Source organism: Affinibrenneria salicis (genome assembly GCF_008710095.1).
On record NZ_VYKJ01000001.1, the window covers coordinates 589,279 to 612,459 of the forward strand.

General features: G+C 61.9%; 15 protein-coding genes. 12 read left to right on the forward strand and 3 right to left on the reverse strand.

The window, feature by feature from the left end; genetic code table 11:
• Nucleotides 1-57: 57 nt before the first annotated feature.
• The 3 genes from FJU30_RS02640 to FJU30_RS02650 are packed head-to-tail and all read left to right on the forward strand — an operon-like array spanning nucleotide 58 to nucleotide 4,359.
• The gene (locus FJU30_RS02640; RefSeq protein ID WP_150433781.1) at nucleotides 58-3,279 is read left to right on the forward strand and encodes a molybdopterin cofactor-binding domain-containing protein; all 3,222 of its coding nucleotides are present in this window, start codon (nucleotides 58-60) and stop codon (nucleotides 3,277-3,279) included.
• Nucleotides 3,280-3,282: 3 nt separating this feature from the next.
• Complete coding sequence (locus FJU30_RS02645; RefSeq protein ID WP_150433780.1) at nucleotides 3,283-3,741, forward strand: (2Fe-2S)-binding protein; 459 nt, start codon at nucleotides 3,283-3,285, stop codon at nucleotides 3,739-3,741.
• A gap of 42 nt (nucleotides 3,742-3,783) precedes the next feature.
• The gene (locus FJU30_RS02650) at nucleotides 3,784-4,359 is read left to right on the forward strand and encodes an NTP transferase domain-containing protein (RefSeq protein ID WP_150433779.1); all 576 of its coding nucleotides are present in this window, start codon (nucleotides 3,784-3,786) and stop codon (nucleotides 4,357-4,359) included.
• Between the two features lie 91 nt (nucleotides 4,360-4,450).
• On the opposite strand, the gene FJU30_RS02655 is transcribed toward FJU30_RS02650, so the two are convergent.
• Nucleotides 4,451-6,223: a sigma-54 interaction domain-containing protein gene (locus FJU30_RS02655; protein ID WP_150433778.1), complete on the reverse strand. Its 1,773-nt coding sequence runs from the start codon at nucleotides 6,221-6,223 to the stop codon at nucleotides 4,451-4,453.
• 297 nt (nucleotides 6,224-6,520) lie between these two features.
• Here FJU30_RS02655 and dpaL point away from each other — a divergent pair, with 297 nt between their 5' ends.
• Nucleotides 6,521-7,714: a diaminopropionate ammonia-lyase gene (gene dpaL, locus FJU30_RS02660; protein WP_150433777.1), complete on the forward strand. Its 1,194-nt coding sequence runs from the start codon at nucleotides 6,521-6,523 to the stop codon at nucleotides 7,712-7,714.
• A 37-nt stretch (nucleotides 7,715-7,751) separates the two neighbouring features.
• Nucleotides 7,752-9,152, forward strand: a complete 1,401-nt coding sequence (gene hydA / locus FJU30_RS02665; protein ID WP_150433776.1) for a dihydropyrimidinase — start codon at nucleotides 7,752-7,754, stop codon at nucleotides 9,150-9,152.
• Here hydA and FJU30_RS02670 read toward each other — a convergent pair.
• Entirely contained in the window at nucleotides 9,144-9,953 is an 810-nt protein-coding gene (locus FJU30_RS02670) for an XdhC family protein (RefSeq protein WP_150433775.1), read from the reverse strand. The genes hydA and FJU30_RS02670 overlap by 9 nt on opposite strands.
• Before the next feature lie 57 nt (nucleotides 9,954-10,010).
• Here FJU30_RS02670 and FJU30_RS26745 point away from each other — a divergent pair, with 57 nt between their 5' ends.
• The 7 genes from FJU30_RS26745 to xdhB all read left to right on the forward strand — a co-directional run bounded on the left by FJU30_RS26745 (nucleotide 10,011) and on the right by xdhB (nucleotide 22,134).
• Nucleotides 10,011-10,184 carry a hypothetical protein gene (locus tag FJU30_RS26745; RefSeq protein ID WP_191091520.1) on the forward strand — a complete coding sequence of 58 codons (174 nt, stop codon included), beginning with the start codon at nucleotides 10,011-10,013 and terminating at the stop codon, nucleotides 10,182-10,184.
• A gap of 197 nt (nucleotides 10,185-10,381) precedes the next feature.
• Nucleotides 10,382-13,489: a putative selenate reductase subunit YgfK gene (gene ygfK / locus FJU30_RS02675; protein WP_150433774.1), complete on the forward strand. Its 3,108-nt coding sequence runs from the start codon at nucleotides 10,382-10,384 to the stop codon at nucleotides 13,487-13,489.
• 3 nt (nucleotides 13,490-13,492) lie between these two features.
• Nucleotides 13,493-14,821 (forward strand): putative aminohydrolase SsnA, encoded by a 1,329-nt coding sequence (gene ssnA / locus FJU30_RS02680; protein ID WP_150433773.1) that lies wholly within the window; start codon nucleotides 13,493-13,495, stop codon nucleotides 14,819-14,821.
• A gap of 455 nt (nucleotides 14,822-15,276) precedes the next feature.
• On the forward strand, nucleotides 15,277-16,545 hold the full coding sequence (locus FJU30_RS02685; protein WP_395858503.1) for an OprD family outer membrane porin: 1,269 nt from the start codon (nucleotides 15,277-15,279) through the stop codon (nucleotides 16,543-16,545).
• A 462-nt stretch (nucleotides 16,546-17,007) separates the two neighbouring features.
• A complete protein-coding gene (guaD, locus tag FJU30_RS02690) occupies nucleotides 17,008-18,342 on the forward strand; it encodes a guanine deaminase (RefSeq protein WP_150433772.1) in 1,335 nt (444 codons plus the stop codon).
• Nucleotides 18,339-19,781, forward strand: a complete 1,443-nt coding sequence (xdhA, locus tag FJU30_RS02695) for a xanthine dehydrogenase small subunit (RefSeq protein ID WP_150433771.1) — start codon at nucleotides 18,339-18,341, stop codon at nucleotides 19,779-19,781. Before guaD ends, xdhA begins: the two co-directional genes overlap by 4 nt.
• A complete protein-coding gene (gene xdhB / locus FJU30_RS02700; protein ID WP_150433770.1) occupies nucleotides 19,771-22,134 on the forward strand; it encodes a xanthine dehydrogenase molybdopterin binding subunit in 2,364 nt (787 codons plus the stop codon). The genes xdhA and xdhB overlap by 11 nt, the downstream gene beginning before the upstream one ends.
• A gap of 375 nt (nucleotides 22,135-22,509) precedes the next feature.
• Here the strand turns inward: xdhB and FJU30_RS02705 are convergent, their stop codons facing one another.
• Complete coding sequence (locus FJU30_RS02705; RefSeq protein ID WP_150433769.1) at nucleotides 22,510-23,157, reverse strand: L-fuculose-phosphate aldolase; 648 nt, start codon at nucleotides 23,155-23,157, stop codon at nucleotides 22,510-22,512.
• Nucleotides 23,158-23,181 lie beyond the last annotated feature (24 nt).

Consider the following 23,181-nt stretch of genomic DNA (forward strand, 5'->3'; position numbering starts at 1 on the left):
GCCGGCCGAAGAATAACGTCGCGCGACCGGGCATCCCGGTCTGGAGAAGGTAATTTAATGGAAACACAGCTAATTGGTCAGGAAGTGCCGCGCGTGGATGGCCTGGCGAAGGTGAAAGGCAGCGCGATTTACGGCGACGATATTCACATGAAAAATATGCTGTACGGCGTCTGCCGCTACGCGGATATTGCGGCCGGCAGCGTGGAGGATATCGACCTGAGCGACGCGCTGCAGGTGCCGGGCGTGGTGAGAATCGCCACGGCGCGCGATGTGCCCGGCGAAAGCCATATCGGCGTGGTGATTGCCGACTACCCGCCGCTGGCGGATCGCAATATCGCTTTTCGCGGCGATGTGATCGCCATTATCGCCGCCACCGGCTATGAGGCGGCCTGTCGGGCGGCGGATCTGATTCGCGTCCGCTATACGCCGTTTATCCCGATCGTCAACGTGGAAGAAGCGATCAAACCCGACGCGCGTCTGATCCACCCCGGCAGCGCCAGCAACATTATCAATCACCACCATACGGTGAAGGGCGATATCGACGCCGGCTTCGCCGCCTCGACGCATATCTTCGAGCGAGAGTATGAGGTGGGTTACCAGGAGCACGCCTACCTGGAGCCGGAATCGATCATCGCCTGGATCGACGATAACGAGCAGATCATGTCGCTGGCCGGTTCGGTGCAGAATGCCCACCGGGTGCGCGGCTTCGTGGCGAAATATCTGGGCCTGCCGCAGTCGCGGGTCAACGTAAAGCGCTCGGTGCTGGGCGGATCGTTCGGCGGCAAGGACGATATCATCGACCATTTGGCCTGCCGCGCGGCTCTGTTGTGTCAGCTCACCGGCCGGCCGGTTAAGTTTACCTATAACCGCGAACAGTCGATGCGCGAGAGTTACAAACGTCATCCGTACAAAATGAAATATAAGATCGGTCTGGATGACGAGGCGCGTATCCAGGCGATCAAGATTGACGTGCTGGCCGATGGCGGCAGCTATGCCGGCCAGACGCCGTTTGTTACCTGGCGCAGTTCGGTCCAGGCCGCCGGGCCTTACCGTATTCCCAATGTGCGGGTCGATGTGACCGGCGTCTATACCAACAATAACTACACTTCGGCGTTTCGCGGCTTCGGCGCGCCGCAGGTCATCCTGGCCAATGAGTCGCTGATGGATGAGGTGGCGGCGGCGCTTGGGCTGTCGCCGCTCGAACTGCGCCAGCGCAATATCCTTAAACAAGGGGATACCAGCATGGCGGGGCAGGTGTTTAGCGAACATACGGTCTCGGCCGAAGAGGCGCTGCTTACTGCGGCCGACAGCTCGGAATTTCTTGCCAAACGCGAACGCTACCGCCGGCTGAACGCGCAGGGCGGACCGATAAAATACGGCATCGGACTGGCGCTCAGCCACCGCGGCTGTTCGCTGGGGGCCGAGGGGCTGGACGCCTCATCGGCGCTGATCCAGGTCAACGCCGACGGCAGCGTGAATATCTCCACCTCGGTATCGGAAAACGGCCAGGGGTTGCAGACCGTCATGTCGCTGATCGCCGCCGAAGCCTTCGGGTTGCCGCTGGAGCAGGTGATGTTCAGCGAGCCGGCCACCTCGATGATCGCCGACGGCGGTTCCACCGTAGCCTCGCGCGGCACGCTGATGGGCGGCCAGGCGATCCTGAGCGCCGCCAACAAAATCAAGCGGCGCATGGCCGACGCGGTGGCGGCGCAACTGGGCGCCGACGGTATCGACCAGCTGGCGTGGCGCGACGGCAGGGTGTTCAACCTGAACGATCCGGCGCGCAGCCTCGATTTCCCGCAGGTGGTGACGCTGACCAGGGCCACCGGGGCCAATCTGTCGGCTTACGGCTGGCACGTGGCGCCCGATATTCACTGGGATGAAGAAAAGGGCTGCGGCAGCCCGTACTTTACCTGGGTGTACGGTTGTCAGGTGGCCGACATCGAGGTGGATACCCGCACCGGCAAGATCACCCTGCGCGAGATCACCGCGGTGCACGACGTGGGCAAGGTCATCAACCGGGTCGGCTTCGAGGGCCAGGTCTACGGCGGAGTGGTGCAGGGGCTGATCGGCTACGGCATGCTGGAAGATTTCAATATCGAACAGGGCGAAGTAAAGTCGGAAAATTTCGACACCTACCTGCTGCCCACCATCCGCGATGTGCCGGAGATCAAGGTAATCGCGCTGGAGAATCATGACAAGGCCGGGCCGTACGGCGCGAAGGTGATCGGCGAGCCGGTGCTGGAACTGGGCGGCGCGGCGCTTAATAACGCGGTCAGCTTCGCGCTCGGCCGCTGGAACCGCACGCTGCCGCTGACGCTGGAGCAGGTGCGGCTGGGCTACAACCTGAAGAAACCGGTGCGGCAGAGCGAGCAGCAGGCGCAGTCAGGCGAGCATAAACAGGTGCTGAGGCTGAATACCCTCAGCATGCTGTCGCCGGCCAGTCTGGACGAGGCGCTGGCGATGCTGGCGCAGGGCGAGGCGCAGGCGATAGCCGGCGGCACCGATGTGCTGGTGCAGGCGCGGCTGAAGACCACGCCGGTGCGGCTGGTGAATATCGCCGGCCTGTCGGCGCTGCAGGGCGTGCGGCAGCAGGGCGACGAGCTGAGTATCGGCGCCGCGACCTGTTTCACCGACCTGGTGGCCGATGCGCGGCTGCAGGCGCGCTATCCGCTGCTGGTGCAGGCGTGCCGCACCATCGGCTCTCTGCAATTGCGCAACCGGGCGACGGTGGGCGGCAATATCGTCAACGCGGCGCCCTGCGCCGATTCGGTGCCGCCGCTGATTGTCTATGGCGCCGAGGTGGAGCTGCGCGAACTGAACGCCAGCCGCCGCCTGCCGCTGGCGGAATTTATTACCGGCACCTATCGCACTCAGCGCCGGCCCGGCGAGTTGCTGACCCGCGTGATCCTGCCGGCGCCGGAGCCCGGCGCGCTGCATACCCACTATTTACAGCTCGGGCGCCGCAATGCGGTCAATATCACCCGGCAGAGTCTGAGCGCGCTGTTTCGGCTGGACGAACAGGGGCGGATTGACCTGTGCCGGCTGGTGGACGGCGCGCTGTTCAGCCATCCGCAGCGGTTGACGGCGGTGGAACAGACGCTGCTCGGCCTCCCGCCGACGCAGGCGGCGATCGACCAGGCGGCGGCGGTGCTGGAGAACATGATGACCCAGGCGATCGGCGGGCGTTGGTCCGCGGTTTATAAAATCCCGGTCTATCTCGATATGTTTCGCCAGACGATGGCCGAACTGGCGGCCGGATGCGAGAGTAAGGAGTAAAGCATGCATCAGATAGAGCTAAAAATTAACGGGATTCGGGTGTGCGCCGCGGTGGACGATAATGCCCGGCTGCTGGATTTTCTGCGCGAGGATCGCGGGCTGACCGGCACCAAAGAGGGCTGCTCCGTCGGCGAATGCGGCGCCTGCACGATCATTATGAACGGCAGGGCGGTATGCGCCTGTCTGCTGCTGGCCGCGCAGTGCCACGGCGCGGAGATCACCACCGTCGAAGCGTTACGCCACGATCCGATAGGCGTTAAGCTGCAGAATGCGTTCGTCCGCCACGGCGGGGTACAGTGCGGTTTCTGTACGCCCGGCGTGCTGATGAGCGCCAAAGCGTTGCTGGACGCCAACGCCCGCCCGGACGACGCTGAAATCCGTGTGGCGCTGGAGGGCAACCTGTGTCGCTGCACCGGCTATCAGCCGATTATCAAATCCATCAAAGCGGTGCTGGCGGAGTGAGCCGTCCAGCGGCGTGCGCGCGGCTACAGGGGATAGAGTCCGATGACGGAAAAAGTGTGCCTGATGCTGGCGGCCGGTTTATCCAGCCGCATGGGGCAGTGGAAAATGATGTTGCCGTGGGAAGAGGGGACCGTACTCGACGGCGCGCTGGCGGGCGCCCTGTCGTTCTGCGACCGGGTGGTGTTGGTCACCGGCTTTCGCGGCGCGGAGCTGCAGTGGCGCTACCGGCGGCATGCGCGCATCACGCTGTGTCATAACGAGCGTTTTACCGACGGTATGTTTTCCTCGATTCGCTGCGGCGTCGACGCCACCGGCGACGGACCGTTCTTTCTGGCGCTGGGCGATATGCCCGCCGTCGGTCGGGATATCTATCGCGCGCTGTGGCGCCGGCGCGGCGATCGCTGTCTGATCCCGGTCTATGCGCAGGGTAAAGGGCACCCGGTGCTGCTGCCGGCGCCGGTGCGCGAGGCGGTGCGCCAGGCCAGTCCGCAGACGTCGATGAAGACGATTATCGAACGCTACGGCTGTCAGCGGGTGGCGGTGGCGGATCCGACCATCCACTGGGATATGGATACGCCGGCGCAGTATCGGCAACTGCTGGTGCGCTATAGCCAATAGCAGAGGGACGGACGGTTACGCCGCGATCTTCCTTGCGCCGCTCTCGCTGATAACGAAATTTGTCAGTAATCCGGGGCGGCGGCCTCGCCGCTCAGGGTTTGTCGTTTAAACCGTACTTCTTGATTTTGCGATACAGGGTGGCGACGCTGATGCCCAGCTCCTGCGCCAGCTGCGCCTTATTGGCGCCGCGCTGCAGCGCCTGGGCGATCAGCTGATGTTCCAGCCGTTTCAGGCTGGGTGACGCCCCGCCCGCCGTTTCCGCCGATGAGATGGCGTCGGCCGCTGCGGGGCGCGGAGCGACGCCGTTCAGCGAGTGAAAGCTGGGCGGCAGCAGCGCGCGATCGATCACCTCGCCGTCCGGCACGATATTAACCAGATATTCCATCAGATTGCTCAGTTCGCGCACGTTGCCCGGCCAGCGGTAGCGGCGCAGCAGATCCATTACGTCGCGGCTGACGCCGGGATAGGTAATGCCCATTCTCCGGGTATGCATATTGAGAAAATAATGCACCAGGATCTCGATATCCTCGCCGCGTTCGCGCAGCGGCGGAATGCTGACCGGAATGACATTCAGCCGGTAGTAGAGATCTTCGCGAAATCGCCCCTCGCCGATCGCCCGTTCCAGATTCTGGTGGGTGGCGGAGATGATGCGAATATCGACCGGCAGCGGTTTGCTGGCGCCGATGGGCAGCACCTCGCGCGTTTCCAGCGCGCGCAGCAGTTTTACCTGCAGCGCCAGCGGCATATCGCCGATCTCATCCAGAAACAGCGTGCCGCGGCTGGCGGACTGAATCAGCCCGATTTTGCCGTTGGCCGAAGCGCCGGTAAACGCGCCCTTCACGTAGCCGAACAGCTCGCTTTCCAGCAAATGCTCGGGAATGGCGGCGCAGTTGATGGCGATAAACGGCTGGCTGCGCCGCCCGCTTAGCTGATGGATCGCCTGGGCCAGCACCTCTTTGCCGCTGCCGCTTTCGCCGGTGATCATCACGCTGGACGGGCTGTCGGCGAAGCGGCCGATTAGCTGTTTCAACTGCCTGATCGGCGGAGAGTTGCCGATAAAACGGCCGAGCTGCGGTTCGGTGAGCGGATCGTCGGGCGGCGCCGAACGATCCGTCTGATGAAAGGCGAGCAGGAACAGCTGCAGGTTTTTTTCCGTATGGTACTGGCCGATCACTACTTCCTGCTGGGCGGCGAAGCTGATGATGTGCTGCGCATGGCCGTTGGCGAACTCTTTGCCGGCCGCCAGCGGACGGATGGATACCGGCGTGCGGCTGAGCTGCTCCCAACGGGTGTTCAATTGCTTCAGCGCGTTCTGGTTGGCGAATTTGACCAGTCCCTGCTCGTCAAGCACCAGAATGCCCTGATCCATGCAGTTGATTAGCGTGCTGAACAGTTGATCCATCCCGCTGGCGCCGGACTGGCTCTTCATCAGGTTGGCCACCAGCAGGGCCGAGATGTGGCGAATATAATCGGAGAAGACCTCGATGTTGTCCTGCAGGCGCTGCTGCTGTTCCAGGTTGACCGCCGCCAGACTGATCACGCCCAGGCAGGCGCCCTCATGCATGACCGGCAGGCCGATAAACGCCAGTTCGCCGCAGCGATCGTACTGGCCGCAGGTTCGACAGATTGGATCGTGGTGCGCATTGATGACGATCTTCTCTTTTTTCTCGTCAATCACGTATTTCAGCAGGCGGGTATTGGCGGACGGACGGCCGATTCGGGCGCTGTACGGCCCGCTGCCCGCCACGCGCAGCAGATGATCGTCGACGATTTCGACTTCGAGCTGTAATACGCGACTGAGCATCTGGGCAAAATGCCGGATGGTTGTCTGAATCTGCATCAAAGACAGTGTTCTGGCTGTCATTGGCTAAGCCCCTTACCGTCTGAATTCGGAATCGTTGGCGCGACGCGACGCGTACGGCGCTATTCGCATTTTGAGAAATACCGCCGCGCCGTCCCGTTCGTGCGCCCACGACGCAGCAACGCGCCGCGTCGCCGGCATCCGCGCGGATGCCGCATGCGCCCGCGCGCCCGTTCATATTGTCACTGTTTGCGATTATTCGGCATTGATCTGACGCCGGCAACCACAAACTGGCATAAATATTGATGAGATAACGGGAAATATGTCAGCACCATTTTTTACTGAGATCAGGATGTCACCATGTCGAATTTTTCATTACAGATGCAGATCGCCGATAACGCCGCGTTTAATCCGTCCGCCGACGCCTTGTTTAGTCGCCGTCAGGCCGAACAGGCGTGCGCCTTTCATCGCCGGATGCCCGGCTATCTCCCCACGCCGCTCTATTCGCTGGATGCGTTCGCCGCCGCGCTCGGCGTCGGGCGCGTGCTGGTTAAAGACGAGTCGCAGCGCTTCGGCCTGAATGCGTTTAAGATCCTCGGCGGCGCCTATGCTGTCGCACAGCTGGTGTGCGAAAAATATCAGCTGGATATCAATACGTTTTCCTTCGAACAGTTTTGCGCCAGCCACCCGCGGCAGATGACCTTCACCACCACCACGGACGGCAACCACGGTCGCGGCATCGCCTGGGCGGCCCGCGCGCTGGGGCAGCAGGCGGTGATCTATATGCCGAAGGGATCGTCGGCGGAGCGGGTGGCGCATATTACCGGTCTGGGAGCGGAGTGCATCGTCACCGGGATGAATTACGACGACACCGTGCGTCTGACCACCCGCACCGCGCAGGAAAACGGCTGGCTGATGGTGCAGGATACTGCCTGGCCCGGTTACGAGAAGATCCCCGCCTGGATTATGCAGGGCTACGCCACGCTGGCGGTGGAGTCGGTGGAGCAGATCGCGCATAACGATTGGCCGACGCCGACTCACGTCTTTCTGCAGGCGGGGGTGGGCGCGATGGCGGCCGGCGTGCTGGACTATCTGGCTAACTGTTACGGCGCCGATCGGCTGCATGCGGTCATCGTCGAGCCGGATCGCGCCGATTGTCTGTTCCGTTCGGCGCAGAAAGGGGAGATCGTCGCCGTCGGCGGCGAGATGAATACCATGATGGCCGGCCTGGCCTGCGGCGAACCCAACCCGCTCGGCTGGCCGCGGCTGCGCGACAGCGCGCGGCAGTTTATTTCCTGCGAGGATAAGGTGACGGTGCTGGGGATGCGGGTGCTGGGCAATCCGCTGGCGCAGGATGCGCGCATTATTTCCGGCGAATCGGGAGCGGTCGGCATGGGCGTGCTGGCGGCGATATTGCACAGTCCGCAGCGCGCGGCGCTGCTGGCGCGGCTGGGGCTGGACGCTTCTTCCTGCGTGCTGGTGGTGAGCTCGGAAGGGGATACCGACCAGCAGCACTACCGCGAGGTGGTGTGGCAGGGGCGGCCGGCGATCTGAGGCCGGACGCAACGGCGGCATTTAATAGGAAGACAGTATGAGACGTTTAATTAAAGGCGGAACGCTGGTCGATCATCGCGGCTGCTATCGGCAGGATCTGCTGATCGAACAGGGACGGATCGCCCGTCGCGCCAGCGAGATCGCCATCGAGCCGGATATGGCGGTGATCGACGCCGGCGGCTGCCAGGTGATGCCGGGCGGCATCGATGTGCATACCCATTTCAATATCGATGTGGGTATCGGGCGCAGCTGCGACGACTTCTTTACCGGCACGCGCGCGGCGGCCTGCGGCGGCACCACCACCATCGTCGACCATATGGGGTTCGGCCCGGCCGGCTGCGATCTGCATCATCAACTGGCGCGTTACCATGAGTATGCCGGCGGGCAGGCGGTGATTGACTACAGCTTCCACGGCGTGATTCAGCACGTGGACGACGCCATTCTGGACGAGATGGCGTCAATGGTGACGCAGGAGGGCGTCAGCAGCTTCAAGCTGTATCTGACTTATCAGTACAAGCTGGATGACGGGGCGGTGCTGCGCGCGCTGCAGCGCCTGCGGCAGGTGGGCGCGCTGGCGACCGTGCACCCGGAGAACGACGCCGCCATCCGCTGGCAGCGCGACATCTTCCTGCGCGAGGGGCGCACCGCGCCGGTTTACCATGCATTGAGCCGGCCGCTGGCCTGCGAAGCGGAAGCCGTCGCCCGAATGATCAATCTGGCCTCGCTGGCCGGCGGCGCGCCGCTGTATATCGTACACCTGTCCAACGGGCTGGGGCTGGACTACATCCGGCTGGCGCAACGGGCCGGTCAGGCGGTATGGGCGGAAACCTGTCCGCAGTACCTGCTGCTGGACGACTCGCTGTATCTGCGCCCGGACGGAATGCAGTTTATTCTCAGCCCGCCGCTGCGCCCGCGCGAGGAGCAGGACGCGCTGTGGCGCGGCCTGGCGGACGGCAGCATCGCCACCGTGGCGACCGACCACTGCAACTTTTCGCGCCAGCAGCGCCTGACCCTGTCCGGCGGCGATTTCAGCCGCTGCCCCAACGGATTGCCGGGCGTGGAAAACCGTCTGGCGCTGCTTTATTCGGGCGGGGTGGCGAGCGGCCGCCTCACGCCGTCGCAGTTTGTCGCGCTGACCAGCGCCCGGCCCGCGCAGCTGTTCGGCCTGTGGCCGCAGAAGGGAAACCTCAACCCGGGGGCGGATGCCGATCTGGTGCTGTTCGACCCGCGGCGCAGCGTTACCTTGCGCCACGAGGCGATGCACGATAACGGCGACTATTCGCCGTATGAGGGGATGACCTGCCGCGGCTGGCCGGTGCTGACCCTGTGCCGCGGTGAGATCGTCTGCCGGGACGGCGTATTCAGCGGTCAGCGCGGTCACGGGCGCTTTGTGCGCCGGCAGCCGTTCAGGGCGACGGCCGGCGCGGACTCATTCTGATACGGCGGCCAGCGTGGTGGACTGCAGCTGTTGACCGCTGGTCCGGTTTTTCACCTGCAGGATCTCCGCCAGCACGCTGATGGCGATCTCTTCCGGCGTTTCGGCGCCGATATCCAGTCCGATCGGCGAATAGAGCGCGGCGATCGCATCGGCGGCTACGCCGTTCTTCGTCAGCGTGTTTTTAAAGGTCTGCAGTTTACGCCGGCTGGCCAGCAGGCCGAGATAGCGCACCGGCCGGCCGATGGTCAGTTCCAGCGCCTCCATATCCTGATGGTTGGTGGCGATGACAACGAAGCTGTTGTCGTCGAGCGTCAGCTGGCCGATCCCCTCGCTGAAACTGCCGGCGGCCACGCGGCGGCAGTCCGCCGGCAGATCGGCGTGGTTGAGATTGTCCGGCCAGGTATCCAGCAGGGTAATGTTGAAGCCCAGCGGCTGCGCGGCGATGGCGATGGCCCGGTTAACGTGGCCGGCGCCGATCAGCACCAGATTCGGCCGGCGCGGCTGGACGGCGATATGCACGGTCATCGCGCCGCCGCAGTCCGAGCCCACCGCGCCTTCGCCCTGGCGCGCCATGCGGCCGTTGAACAGCCGCGATTCGCCCTGCTCCAGCGCCTGTCTGGCTTGCTCAAGCACCCGTATTTCCATCATTCCTCCGCCGATGGTCCCGGTACAGTTTCCTTCGTCGTCCACCAGCATAGTGGCGGTATGGCGGGGCGTGGAACCGCGGCTTTCGATGATTTGGATAAACGCGAAAGCCCGGTTGTTCTGTTCCAGTTCGGCCGCGTGGGCAAATATATTCATCCTGTCCCTCACTGATGCAAAGCTGCTGCTGACTGATATCGATAACCTGCAAATTTCATGCCTTATGGCGTTGCGACGGATCAGATCGGGACAGGCGCCGTAGCCGGCGCCTTTATTTCCCCCATTGCGGTTTTTTTTCTCAAAATGAGAAATGCGATTATTAATATGAAAAAAGCGGTGCGGCAAAAGAAAGGGAAAGGAAATAAAAAAGCGCGCCGGACAACCATATAAATTTCCTCTGGCGAGTCATCGCTTTCCGCGCCGGCGTTATTCCCCTTCGCCAGTCGCGTCGCGCTTATTTCTGGCCTGCATATTGCTAATACTCTTCGTGTGGTTAACCGCTGCCGGAGTAAAACGATAATCCGTCCGGCGTGGCGTGCGGTAATCGCGCGTTTATTTTTTCCTGAAAATACACGAAGGAGATGAATGTGGGTGATGTGATGCGTCCCATTCCGTTTGAGCAATTGCTGGGGCGAATGTTTGCCGAATATCAGCAGAGCCGTTCTATTTTTTCGATCCCGGAAAGCCAATTTTACCGGCGCGATCCCGCCCGGCAGATGCAGGTATTCGGCGAGCGCTGCGATACGCCGGTCGGACCGGCGGCCGGTCCGCACACTCAGCTGGCGCAGAATATTATTACCGCCTGGCTGACCGGCGGCAGCTTCATCGAACTGAAAACGGTGCAGATTCTGGATCGACTGGAGCTGGAAAAGCCCTGCATCGATGCCGAGGATGAAGGCTTCAACACCGAGTGGTCGACCGAATTTACCCTGGGCAAAGCCGCGGATGAATATCTCAAGGCCTGGTTTGCCCTCCATCTGCTGGAGTGTCTGTTTGCCCCGCGTTCGCCTGAGCAGGGGCGGTCGTTTATTTTTAATATGAGCGTGGGCTATGACCTGCAAGGCATTAAACAGCCGCCGATGCAGGATTTTATCGCCACCATGATGGACGCCTCCGGCTCGCCGGCGTTCGGCTTTTATCGGCAGACGCTGGCGCGCTGGATCGAACGGGCGGACGTACTGCGCGCGCCCGGGCTGGACGCGCGCCGCGCGCAGCTGGCTCTGCTGCCGGAACGCATTGAGTCGCGGCTGGTGCGCGGCGTTACGCTCTCCACTATGCACGGCTGTCCGCCGGATGAAATCGAGGCCATCTGCCGCTATATGCTGCAGGAGAAAGGGCTGCATACCTTCGTCAAACTTAACCCGACGCTGCTGGGCTATCGGCGGGTACGCGAGATCCTCGATCGCTGCGGATTTGACTATATCCAACTGAAAGAAGCGTCGTTCCTGCACGATCTACAGCTCGACCGGGCGCTGAGCATGCTGGAGCGGCTGATGACGCTGGCCGATGAGCGGCGGCTGTCGTTCGGCGTGAAGCTGACCAATACGCTGGGCGCGGTCAACCATAAGGCGCGTCTGCCGGGCGATGAGATGTATATGTCCGGTCGGGCGCTGTTTCCGCTCGCCATCAACGTGGCGGCGGTGCTGTCGCAGCATTTTCACGGCCAACTGCCGATCTCCTATTCCGGCGGCGCCAGCCAGCTGAATATTCGCGCCATTCATGAGACCGGCATTCACCCGATCACGATGGCGACCGATTTGTTGAAACCCGGCGGCTATCTGCGTCTCGCCGCCTGCGCGCGCGAGCTGGAAGCGTCCGCCGGCTGGCAGCGCGCGACGGTGGATGTCGAGCGGCTGAACGCGCTGGCCGCCGAGGCGCTGGAAACCTCATATCACCAGAAAAGCTGGAAAAGCGACGACGCCATTGATGCCGGCGACGCGCTGCCGCTGTCCGATTGCTATGTCGCGCCCTGCGTCAGCGCCTGCGCCATTAAGCAGGATATCCCCGAATATCTGCGGCTGGCCGGCGAGGGGCGCTATGTCGACGCGCTGGATCTGATCTACCGGCGCAATGCGCTGCCGGCTATCACCGGCCACATCTGCGATCATCAGTGCGAATTTAACTGTACCCGACTGGATTACGACAGCGCGCTGAATATTCGCGCGATCAAGCGTATCGCGCTGGAAAAGGGCTGGCAGGGCTATCAGCAACGCTGGTTTAAACCGGCCGGCTCCGGCAGCCGTCATGCGGTGGCGGTTATCGGCGCCGGTCCGGCCGGGCTGGCCGCCGGCTATTTCCTCGCCCGGGCGGGCCACCCGGTGACCCTGTTCGAGCGGGAACAGAGCGCGGGCGGCGTGGTGCGCCATGTGGTGCCGCAGTTCCGCATCCCGGCGGAAAAAGTTCAGCACGATATCGATTTTGTCGCCAGCCACGGCGTGAAGTTCGTGTACGGCTGCGACGACGGCCTGACGATTGACGCCCTGCGGCGGCAGGGATTCGACTATATCTGCGTCGGCACCGGCGCGCAGAAAAGCCGCCCGGTTACGCTGGCCGGCGATCATCCCGCCGTCTGGTCGTCGTTCCAGTTTCTGCGGCGTTTTAATCGCGGCGAGAATCTGCGGCCCGGCCGTTCGGTCGGCGTCGTGGGCGCCGGCAACACCGCGATGGATTGCGCCCGGGCCGCGCTGCGTCTGCCCGGCGTCGAACAGGTCACCATCCTGTATCGCCGCGGCGAACGCGAGATGCCGGCCTGGCGCGAGGAGGTGGAGGAGGCGCGCGCCGAAGGCGTGCACTTCCGCTTTATGGTCAACCCCGAGCGCTTTGATGCCGACGGCACGCTGCGGCTGCGCGTGATGGCGCGCGGCGAGCCGGATGCCCAGGGGCGCGCGCGGCCGGTGGAGACCGATCGAGTCGAGACGCTGCATATGGATGCGCTGATCACCGCGATCGGCGAACAGCCGGACTACGCGCATCTGGCCGATATCGGCATTCCGGCGGACGCGCGCGGCGCGCCGATCGTGGATACCCGCACTCAGGAAACGGCGCGCGCGAATGTGTTCCTGATCGGCGACGTGCAGAGCGGCCCGGCTTCGATTGTGGCGGCCATCGGCGCGGCGCGGCGCGCGACGGATACCATCCTGCGGCGCGAGAATATTCGCGACGACCATGCGGCAAAACGCTGGCTGAATACCGATCCTGATGCGATCTATCGCCGCAAAGGGCAGATCGATGTGCGTCTGGTGTCCGCCGAACGGCAGGATGACTTTGCCCGTCAGGAGGCGCAGCGCTGCCTGTCGTGCAACTATGTGTGCGCCAAATGCGTGGACGTCTGCCCCAACCGGGCCAACATTTCCATCGCGGTGCCCGGCTTCCGCGATCGCTTCCAGACATTGCACATTGACGCGTATTGCAACGAATGCGGCAACTGCGCCCAGTTTTGTCCGTGGCAGGGACGGCCCTACCGCGACAAGGTCACCATTTTCAACCTGCAGCAGGATTTCGCCGCCAGCGGCAATCCCGGTTTTCTGCTGACCGATGACGGCGTGCTGGTGCGTCATCAGCAGCAGATTTACCACCTGGAGATCGACGAACAGGGGCAGTTCGGTCGCGTGCCGCCGGAGCTGACCGATATGTGCCGCATCATTAGCCATGTTTATCGACATCATCATTATCTGCTCGGCGCGGTGGAGGAATAAACCATGCTGATATTGCACAACGCCACGCTGGTGCAGTTCGCGCCGGCGCACATCATCAGCGGGATGGATATCGCCATCGACGGAACGACGATCGCCGATGTGGGCACCAATCTGACGGCGCGCTATCCGGGCGCGACGGTGAAAGCGATGCGCGGCCGGCTGGTCATGCCGGGCCTTGTCTGCGCTCACAACCATTTTTATTCCGGGCTGGCGCGCGGCATTATGGCCGGCATCGCCCCCTGTCCCGACTTTATCTCCACGCTGAAGAATCTGTGGTGGAAGCTGGACCGGGCGCTGGACGAGGAGTCGCTGTACTACAGCGGCCTGATCTGCTCGCTGGAGGCGATTAAGCAGGGCTGTACGGCGGTCATCGATCACCATGCCTCGCCGGCGCTGATCGCCGGCTCGCTGGATATCCTGCGCCGCGGCTTTCTGCAGGCCGGACTGCGCGGCATGACCTGTTATGAAACCACCGATCGCAACGGCGGGCTGGACGAGCTGCGCCAGGGCGTGGAGGAGAATATCCGCTTCGCCCGCCGGATTGAGGCCGATCGCCAGGCGGGGCGCGGGCCGTATCTGGTCGAGGCGCATATCGGCGCGCACGCGCCGTTCACGCTGCCGCAGGCCGGGCTGGAGATGCTGGCGGACGCGCTGCGCGAAACCGGGCGCGGGCTGCATATCCACGTGGCGGAAGACCGCTACGACGTGTCCCATAGCCACCATCACTACGGCGTCGATCCGATGGTGCGTCTGGATCAGGCGGGGCTGTTAAATGACAAGAGTCTGATTGCGCACGGTATTTTTCTCTCGTCCGACGATGTGGCGGTTATCAATCAGCGCCGGGCCTTTCTGGTGCATAACGCCCGTTCCAACATGAATAATCAGGTCGGCTATAACGCGCGACTGGCGGAGTACCGGCATGTGGCGCTGGGGACGGACGGTATCGGCGCCGACATGTTTGAAGAGCTGAAATTCGCTTTCTTTAAGCAGCGCGACGCCGGCGGATCGCTGTGGCCGGACAGCTTCCTGCGTTTTCTGCATAACGGCAATCTGCTGCTCGAGCGTAATTTTAACGCCCGTTTCGGTTCGCTGGCGGCCGGATATCAGGCCGATCTGACCATCTGCGATTATCAGTCGCCCACGCCGATGTGTCAGGACAATCTGGCCGGTCACCTGGCGTTCGGGCTGAGTTCGGCCAGCGTGCACAGCGTGATGGTGGCGGGCAACATGGTGTACGAAGATCGCCAGTTTCCGTTCGACGTGGCGGAGATCTACCACAACGCGCGGCGCAGCGCCGCCAGCCTCTGGCAGCGCATGGACCGTCTGCCGTAGGGCGGCGAATCGCGCGTGGCGCAGACCGGCCGCGCGCTATCGGTCGCCGCCGGGTCTGCGCGCCGCGATCCGTCGCAATCTGTTTTTCCAGACAAATTCGATGAATAAATTAACTAAGGGGGCAATCAGAGAATAAACGCAATCAGAAAAATAAAGAAAATCTATCGTACCTGATATTTCCATTATTGGATGGTCGATAACCGGCGACGACGAGCGGCGGAATTCATCCAATATGATTAATTACCTGTATCAGCCTGCAAAAGTTTTTATCGCGCCAGGTGCAGTTGGCTATGTCTATTCGAAGCCGGCTTTCATTAATTACTTCTGATGGGAATATGGATGTGAAAAATTTATTTATTAGCAATTATCCGGGGAAATATGTACAAGCCGTCGCTGACGGAGCGGCAAACCAAAGACCATATCGCGGCGGCGGGCCGTTATTCGTCGCGGGCGCGCTGGCCGGCGCTTTCTTGCTAAGCCCGCTGGCGCTGGCCGCGCAACAGCCGGCCGCACAGCCTTATACCAGTAATTTGGGGCAGACCTGCGATCAGAATGAGAGCGGCGTGACCCGCTTTACCGATATGTTTCGCTGCGGTTCGGTAAACGGCTCTTTGCGTACGCTCTACTTTTCGACGCATAACGCTTATTTCGTCAAAGATAAAAATCAGGATACCGCCAGCTACGGCGGCAGCATTAAATACCAGACGGCGCCTTATTTCGGCTTCAGCGCCGGCGTCAGCGGTATTTTCCAGCGGGGGCTGTGGCATCCGCCGGTAGAACGGCTGGTGACCGAACTGGGCCCGAACCAGACCAATGTCGGCGAGGCTTATCTGCGCTGGCAATATCGCGATTTCAGCATTACGGCCGGCAACCAGCGGGTGGATATGCCGTTTATCAGCGATTACGACTGGCGTATTACCCCGATACTGTTCCGCGCGGTGGATATGCACTGGGGCGATAAAACCGATTTCCTGCACGCCAGTAAAATTTATCGCTATAAGCCCTGGCGCACGGATCAGTTTCTGGCCACCTCCTCGTATAGCGAAGTGACGGAAAAAACCAGCGGCGCGTGGGCGGTCGGCGCCGGACGATCGCTGAAGGTCGACGACAAGACGCTGAGCGGACAGATGTGGTATGAAAACTACGCTGATTACGTGACGATTTTCTATGGCGAAGGGCATCTGCAATGGCAGGAACAGCCCTGGCAACCCGATATCGGCGTTCAATTTATCCGCGGCGCCGGCGAAGGGAAGCAGCTGATGGGGAAAGTGGATAATACCTCTTATGGCCTGCAGCTGGCCGTTGCGCCGACGCCGAAAATCAAGTGGTCGCTGAATTACAATCATATGGCGGCCAGCGGGGATGCTTATCTGAACGGCGCGTTGGTGACGCCTTATTCGCATAGCACCTCATCGGGCAAATATTTCGCTCAGCCCTATTTCACCAGCACCCAGGATCTGGGTACCGGCAACGCCTATTCAACCCGCATCAGCTATCAGGCCATGCCGGCGTTAACCATCGGCAGTTATTATTCCTTTATGGATCTGAAGAAAAAGGCCGGCGCTTCCAGTATCAACCAGTCTGAATATGTCATCTTCGGCATTTATAATTTCAGCGGCGCCCTGAAAGGGTTAAGTCTGTCTAATTTCTTAGGGGTACAAACCTCGCCGCAGTATGATTATTCTTTCTGGCAGAATCGGGTCGCGTTGCAATATAAATTCTGAGACATGCTATTTAGCCGAAGGCATACCAAAACGGATGTCTTCGGTTAATTTTTTCTCCCCCCCCGCCGTTTATTCTTTCTGTTCTGCGTATTGAAATTTATTTTTCCGGTCGTTTAATTTTCTCCCGGCCGGGGCGCATCATGCACATTATTCGGGCATTGCGTCGGGCATCTGCTTTTTTATAGTGCGCAACAATATTTCCTGTCGGTTGAGTTTAACTGCCTCTATTGATAGACAAGGTAAAAGCAACCGTTTGCTATGATAAGCAATCGTTTGCTTTTAGTGTTCCGTTGTTGGCTGATTGAATTATTTAACCATTTGATAATAAATGAATTGTTGTATTTTAATTATGGTATGGAAATTGCTGTTTATAAATAAAGCGAGCGGCCGGTTTATACCGGACAGTCTTCGGGCGGCGGTTCAGTCGACTGAAAAACAACGGTATATAAAAAAGGAATGACGATGTCAGCACACTATACCAAAGCTATCCGGGGCAGCTTTTTCGATATTACCGCGCCGGCGGACAGTCCGCAGCAGATAATGCGCCAGACGCGCTACCTCGACGACGGGCTGTTGTTGATCGATGGGGGGAGAATCATCAGCCTGCGTCCCTGGGATGAAGGAAAGAGCGCGCTGGTCGATGAACAGGCGGTTATCGACTACCGCGGTAAACTGATTTTGCCGGGATTTATTGATACGCACATCCATTACCCGCAAACCGAAATGATCGGCGCCTTCGGCGAGCAGTTGCTCGAATGGCTGCAGCGCTACACCTTTCCGGTCGAGAGCCAGTATGGCTGTCCGGCGCACGCGGCGCGCATGTCGGCCTTCTTTCTTCAGCAGTTGCTCAGCAACGGCACCACCACCGCGCTGGTATTCGGCACCGTGCACCCCGAGTCGGTCGATGCCCTGTTCAGCGCCGCCGGGCGGCTGGGCATGCGTCTGATCGCCGGTAAGGTGATGATGGATCGCAATGCGCCGGATGAATTGCTCGAAACGCCGCAAGACAGCTATCGGCAGACGCGGGAATTGATTCAGCGCTGGCACGGCAAGGGCCGGTTGGGCTACGCCCTGACGCCGCGTTTCGCTCCCACCTCTTCCCCGGCGCTGCTGGCGGCGGTGCAGCGCCTGCGCGAGGAGTTCCCCGATGTCTGGCTGCATACCCATCTGAGCGAAAACCAGCAGGAAGTCGCCTGGGTGAACGCGCTGTATCCCGAACGCGACGGCTATCTGGATGTGTATCACCACTATCGGCTTACCGGCCGCCGCAGCGTGTTTGCTCACTGCCTGCATCTTGAAGACCGCGAATGGGATTGCCTGCGCCGCACCCGCTCGTCCATCGCCTTTTGTCCTACCTCCAACCTGTTTCTGGGCAGCGGTCTGTTCCGGCTGCAGCGCTGCTGGGATAAGGGCGTATTGATGGGCATCGGCACCGATATCGGCGCCGGCACCTCGTTTAATATCCTGCAGACGCTGGGCGAAGCCTACAAGGTCGGCCAGCTGCAACAGTATTCCCTTGCGGCGGCGGAAGCGATTTATCACGCCACGCTGGGCGGCGCGCGCGCGCTGGATCTGGACGCGCAGCTGGGCAATTTCAACGCCGGTAAAGAGGCCGATTTCGTCGTTATCGATCCGGCGGTCACCCCGCTGCAGAGATTGCGCTACGGCAATAGCCAGACGATCTTCGAGCGGCTGTTCGTGCTGATGACGCTGGGCGACGACCGCAATATCGCCGCCACCTGGGTAAACGGCGAATGCGTCTGGCAGCCGGACAACAAGCAACAGGAGGTAGCATGATCCAGTTTTTGCTCAATCAAACGCTGGTCACCGAGCGGGATATCGATCCCAATATGACGGTGTTGAACTATTTGCGCGAGCGCCGCCGCCGTCCCGGCACGAAGGAAGGGTGCGCTTCCGGCGATTGCGGCGCCTGTACCGTGACGCTGGGGCGGGTGGAGCAGGGGCGTATGCGTTATGAAACCGCCAACGCCTGCCTGACGCTAATCAGCGCGCTGCAGGGTAAACAGCTCATTACGGTGGAAGATCTGCGCCAGCAGGGCGCGCTGCATCCGGTGCAGCAGGCGGTGGTCGATCTGCACGCCTCGCAGTGCGGCTTCTGTACGCCAGGCATCGTGATGACGCTATTTACCTTACAGAAAAACAGCCGGGGCTGGGATCGTCAGCAGGCCGAACTGGCGTTGGCCGGCAATTTGTGCCGCTGTACCGGCTACCGGCCGATTATGGACGCCGCCCGTCTGCTGTGCGAACAGCCCGTGGAGGACAGCTTTTCCCGTCAGGCGGCGATCACCGTTCAGCGCTTGAGCGCGCTGCAGCACCGGCGCCGGCAGACGCTGAAAGAGCAGGGAAACTGCTGCTTCATACCGAAAACCCTCGGCCAGCTGGCCGACTGCTATCGGCAATATCCGCGCGCCAGGCTGCTGGCCGGCGGCACCGATCTGGCGCTGGAGATCACTCAGGCCTGCCGTCCGCTGCCGTTGTTGATCGCACTGGATCAGGTGGAGGAACTGCAATGCTGGCAGGTGACCGAGGACAGCATCGAACTGGGCGCCGGGCTGTCGATAAGCCAGTGCGCCAGCCTGCTGAGCGGGCTCATCCCGTCCTTTGCGGATCTGCTGCGGCGCTTCGCCTCGCAGCAGATCCGCAACCGCGGCACGCTGGGCGGCAATATCGGCAACGCCTCGCCGATCGGCGATACGCCGCCGCTGTTGCTGGCGCTGGATGCGCAGTTGCGGCTGCAGTGCGGCGACAGCGAACGGCGGCTGCCGCTGCATGACTTTTTTCTCGCTTATCGCCAGACCGCGTTGCGTGAGGGCGAGTTTATTCGGTCGATCGTGATCCCGCGCGGCGAACGGGTGAGCAACTTTCGCGCCTGGAAGGTCGCCAAACGGCCGGACGATGATATCTCCGCGGTGGCCGGCGCGTTTGCCGTATGCCTGCGGGACGGCGTCGTCAGCGAAGCGCGTATCGCGTTTGGCGGGATGGACGCCATTCCGCGCCGCGCGCCGCGCTGCGAACAGGCGCTGTGCGGCCGGCCCTGGAACGAAGCGACGCTGGAGGCGGCCTGTCGGGTGCTGGAACAGGAATTTACGCCGCTGAGCGATTTCCGCGCCAGCGCGGACTACCGGCGGCAAATCGCCGGCAATCTGCTGCGTCGCTACTATTTGTCTCTGCAGGGAGAAATCCCGTTCATGGGGGTAGCCGATTATGTCGCATAATCCTGTACCGCTCAGCGCCGAGGCCCTGCAGGCGCAGTATCAGCAGGAATTGACCAGCGGCGTGGGGCGCAGCCGTCAGCATGAAAGCGCCGAGAAGCACGTTAGCGGCGAGGCGCGCTATATCGACGATCGCCCTGAACCGGCCGGACTGCTGCACCTCTGCCCGCGGCTTAGCGAGCATGCCCATGCGCGCATCCTGAAACTGGACGTGACGCCCTGCTACCAGATTCCCGGCGTGGTCGAGGTGCTGACCTGGCAACAGGTGCCCGGCAACCTGGATATCGGCGCGCTGGCGCCGGGCGATCCGCTGCTGGCGTGCGAGACGGTCAACTATGTCGGCCAGATTGTACTGGCGGTGGCGGCGGAAACGCGCGAGGCCGCCCGCCAGGCCGCGCAGGCCGCCGTAATTGAATACGAGGTATTGACCCCGGTGCTGGATGTGCGCGAAGCGCTGGAGAAGGAATTGTTCGTCGAACGGCCGTTCGTGCACCGGCGCGGCGACGCGCAGGGCGCGCTGGAACAGGCGGCGCACCGCATTCAGGGCGAGCTGCAGGTCGGCGGGCAGGAACATTTCTATCTGGAAACCCAGGCGGCCATCGTTAACCCCGGCGAGGACGGCTCGGTTACGGTCTACGCCGCCAGCCAGAACCCGACCGAGGTACAAAAACTGGTGGCCTCGGTGTTGGGCGTCAGCATGAGCCAGGTGACTATCGAGATGCGGCGTATCGGCGGCGGATTCGGCGGCAAAGAGACGCAGGCGGCGGGCGTGGCCTGTTTGTGCGCGGTGGCGGCGCGGCTGACCGGCCGGCCGGCGAAAATGCGTTTATCGCGGCGCGACGATATGCGCATTACCGGTAAGCGCCATCCGTTCTTTATCCGCTATGACGTCGGCTTTGACGAACGCGGCGTCTTTAACGGCGTTAAGATCGATCTGGCCGGCAACTGCGGCCACTCACTCGATCTGTCCGGTTCGATCGTCGATCGCGCCATGTTCCATATCGACAATGCCTACTACCTCGGCGACGCGTTGATCACCGGCTATCGCTGTCGCACCAATATCGCCTCCAATACGGCGTTCCGTGGTTTTGGCGGGCCGCAGGGCATTGTGGCGATAGAGCAGATCATTGAGCGGATCGCCTGTGTGCTGGGGCTGGATCCGCTCGAGGTGCGCAAACGCAACTATTACGGTCAGCCCGGGCGCGACGTGACTCACTATTACCAGCCGGTGGAAGGGAACTTACTGGATGACATCACCGCCCGACTGGAAGAGAGCGCGGATTATCAGCGCCGGCGCGCGGCGATTCGCGCCTTCAACGCGCAGCACCCGCTGTTGCGGCGCGGTCTGGCGCTGACGCCGGTCAAATTCGGCATCTCTTTCACCGCCACCTTTCTCAATCAGGCCGGGGCGCTGTTGCTGATTTACTCCGACGGCAGCGTACAGCTCAATCACGGCGGCACAGAAATGGGGCAGGGGCTGAATACCAAGGTGGCGCAGATCGTCGCCGAGGTGCTGCAGATCGACATCGATCGGATCCAAATCACCGCCACCCACACCGGCAAGGTGCCGAACACCTCGCCGACCGCCGCTTCCAGCGGCGCGGATCTGAACGGCAAAGCGGCGCAAAACGCCGCGCAGATCCTGAAACAGCGGCTGGAGACCATGCTGTGCCGGCTTCATAACTGCGCGCCGGCCGACGTCAGCTTTCGCAACGGCATCGTGCGGGTCGGGCAGCGGCATTTTACCTTCGCGCAGGTGGCCAACATGGCCTGGCTGAACCAGGTGTCGCTGTCGGCCACCGGCTACTACCGGGTGCCCGGCATTCATTACGACCGCGAAGCCGGCCGCGGCCGGCCGTTTTACTATTTCGTCTATGGCGCCGCCTGCTCCGAGGTGATCGTGGATACGCTGACCGGCGAGTATCGGGTGCTGCGGGTGGATATTCTGCACGACGCCGGCGCGTCGTTGAACCCGATGATCGATATCGGCCAGGTGGAGGGCGGATTTATCCAGGGGATGGGCTGGGTTACCTGCGAAGAGCTGGTGTGGGATCAGCAGGGGCGGCTGATGACGGATTCGCCGGCCAGCTACAAGGTGCCGACCGTCGCCGATATTCCGCCTGATTTTCGCGTTCAGCTGCTGGAAAATCAGCGCAACGTGGCCGAAACGGTTTTCCGCTCGAAGGCGGTGGGCGAGCCGCCGTTTATGCTGGGCATTTCCGTCTGGAGCGCGCTGCAGGATGCGGTCGCCAGCCTGAGCGATTACCGTCGTCACCCGATGATGCCGGTGCCGGCCACGCCGGAGCAGGTGCTGCGCGGCGTCGTCGCCATGCGAGACGCCGCCCGGCGCGGATGATGCGACGGCATCAGGTACGGGTGGAAACGAATATGGCGCGCCGCAACAGGCTGATGATCCACACCCGCAGGGCAGCATAGCCATCGGCCGCGGCGTTGAGAGACACATGGCCGCGGCTGTCTTCCCGCTGGCGGGAAAAGTCCGGCCGTTTCCACCGGCAGGGCCGCTGCGTGGCAAGCGGCAAGGGCGGGCGGGGGCAACGTCGCCAGGGGCGGCGGCTGAAACGCCAGCCGGGCGCGTCTGCGGCCGTTGGAAGTACGGCATGCCGCAATACCACCATCGCCCGCCTAAAAGAGTAAGGGGCCGGCGCCGGATTTTCGGGTCATAAGCCCCCGTTTACGGCGCATCAATGCATCGCGGATAGGCGCGACCGGCCTATTCTTCGATACGCAGACCGTAGGTTTTAAATTTCTCCAGCACGATGGCGATTTCCTCATCGGGCAGCAGCGGGACGGGATCGACAATGGCTAAGGTCGTGAGATAGAGGCGGGCGAGCACTTCGACCTCCTGCGCCAGCCACAGCGCTTTTTCCAGATTCGCTTCGCTGGCGATCATGCCGTGGTGTTGCAGCAGCGTGGCCTTATGATCTTTCATCACCCGCGCCACCTGTTCGGAGAGCTGTCTGGTGCCGAAGGTGGCGTAAGGGGCGCAGGGAATCGTATTGCCTCCGCCGACGGCGATCATGTAATGGATGGCGGGAATCGGGCGGTTGAGGATCGATACCGCGGTGCAGTGCACCGCGTGGTTGTGCACCACCGCGTTGGCCTGCGGGCGGGCCTGGTACACCGCCTGGTGGAAACGCCACTCGCTGGACGGTATTTTGCCCGCCTCGTGCCGGCCGTCGGCATCGACCAATACAATCTGCCGCTCGGTTAATCTTTCATAAGGGGTGCCGGTGGGGGTAATCAGCATGCCGTCCCGATAGCGTACGCTGACGTTGCCCGCCGTGCCCTGGTTTAAGCCCAGGCGAGTCATCTCAAGACAGGTGTCTATTATTTCACGAGCCAGAACATCTCTTTCCATTTTATTTCTCCAGAGAGCGAAAGA

What these genes read in the sequence shown, in the direction of transcription:
- FJU30_RS26745 (WP_191091520.1), top strand. Translation starts at nt 10,011, where the DNA reads ATGCCTTATGGCGTTGCGACGGATCAGATCGGGACAGGCGCCGTAGCC.
- FJU30_RS02640 (WP_150433781.1), top strand. Translation starts at nt 58, where the DNA reads ATGGAAACACAGCTAATTGGTCAGGAAGTGCCGCGCGTGGATGGCCTG.
- FJU30_RS02655 (WP_150433778.1), bottom strand. Translation starts at nt 6,223, where the DNA reads ATGACAGCCAGAACACTGTCTTTGATGCAGATTCAGACAACCATCCGG.
- xdhB (WP_150433770.1), top strand. Translation starts at nt 19,771, where the DNA reads ATGTCGCATAATCCTGTACCGCTCAGCGCCGAGGCCCTGCAGGCGCAG.
- ssnA (WP_150433773.1), top strand. Translation starts at nt 13,493, where the DNA reads ATGCTGATATTGCACAACGCCACGCTGGTGCAGTTCGCGCCGGCGCAC.
- FJU30_RS02670 (WP_150433775.1), bottom strand. Translation starts at nt 9,953, where the DNA reads ATGAATATATTTGCCCACGCGGCCGAACTGGAACAGAACAACCGGGCT.
- FJU30_RS02650 (WP_150433779.1), top strand. Translation starts at nt 3,784, where the DNA reads ATGACGGAAAAAGTGTGCCTGATGCTGGCGGCCGGTTTATCCAGCCGC.
- hydA (WP_150433776.1), top strand. Translation starts at nt 7,752, where the DNA reads ATGAGACGTTTAATTAAAGGCGGAACGCTGGTCGATCATCGCGGCTGC.
- FJU30_RS02705 (WP_150433769.1), bottom strand. Translation starts at nt 23,157, where the DNA reads ATGGAAAGAGATGTTCTGGCTCGTGAAATAATAGACACCTGTCTTGAG.
- FJU30_RS02645 (WP_150433780.1), top strand. Translation starts at nt 3,283, where the DNA reads ATGCATCAGATAGAGCTAAAAATTAACGGGATTCGGGTGTGCGCCGCG.
- xdhA (WP_150433771.1), top strand. Translation starts at nt 18,339, where the DNA reads ATGATCCAGTTTTTGCTCAATCAAACGCTGGTCACCGAGCGGGATATC.
- guaD (WP_150433772.1), top strand. Translation starts at nt 17,008, where the DNA reads ATGTCAGCACACTATACCAAAGCTATCCGGGGCAGCTTTTTCGATATT.
- dpaL (WP_150433777.1), top strand. Translation starts at nt 6,521, where the DNA reads ATGTCGAATTTTTCATTACAGATGCAGATCGCCGATAACGCCGCGTTT.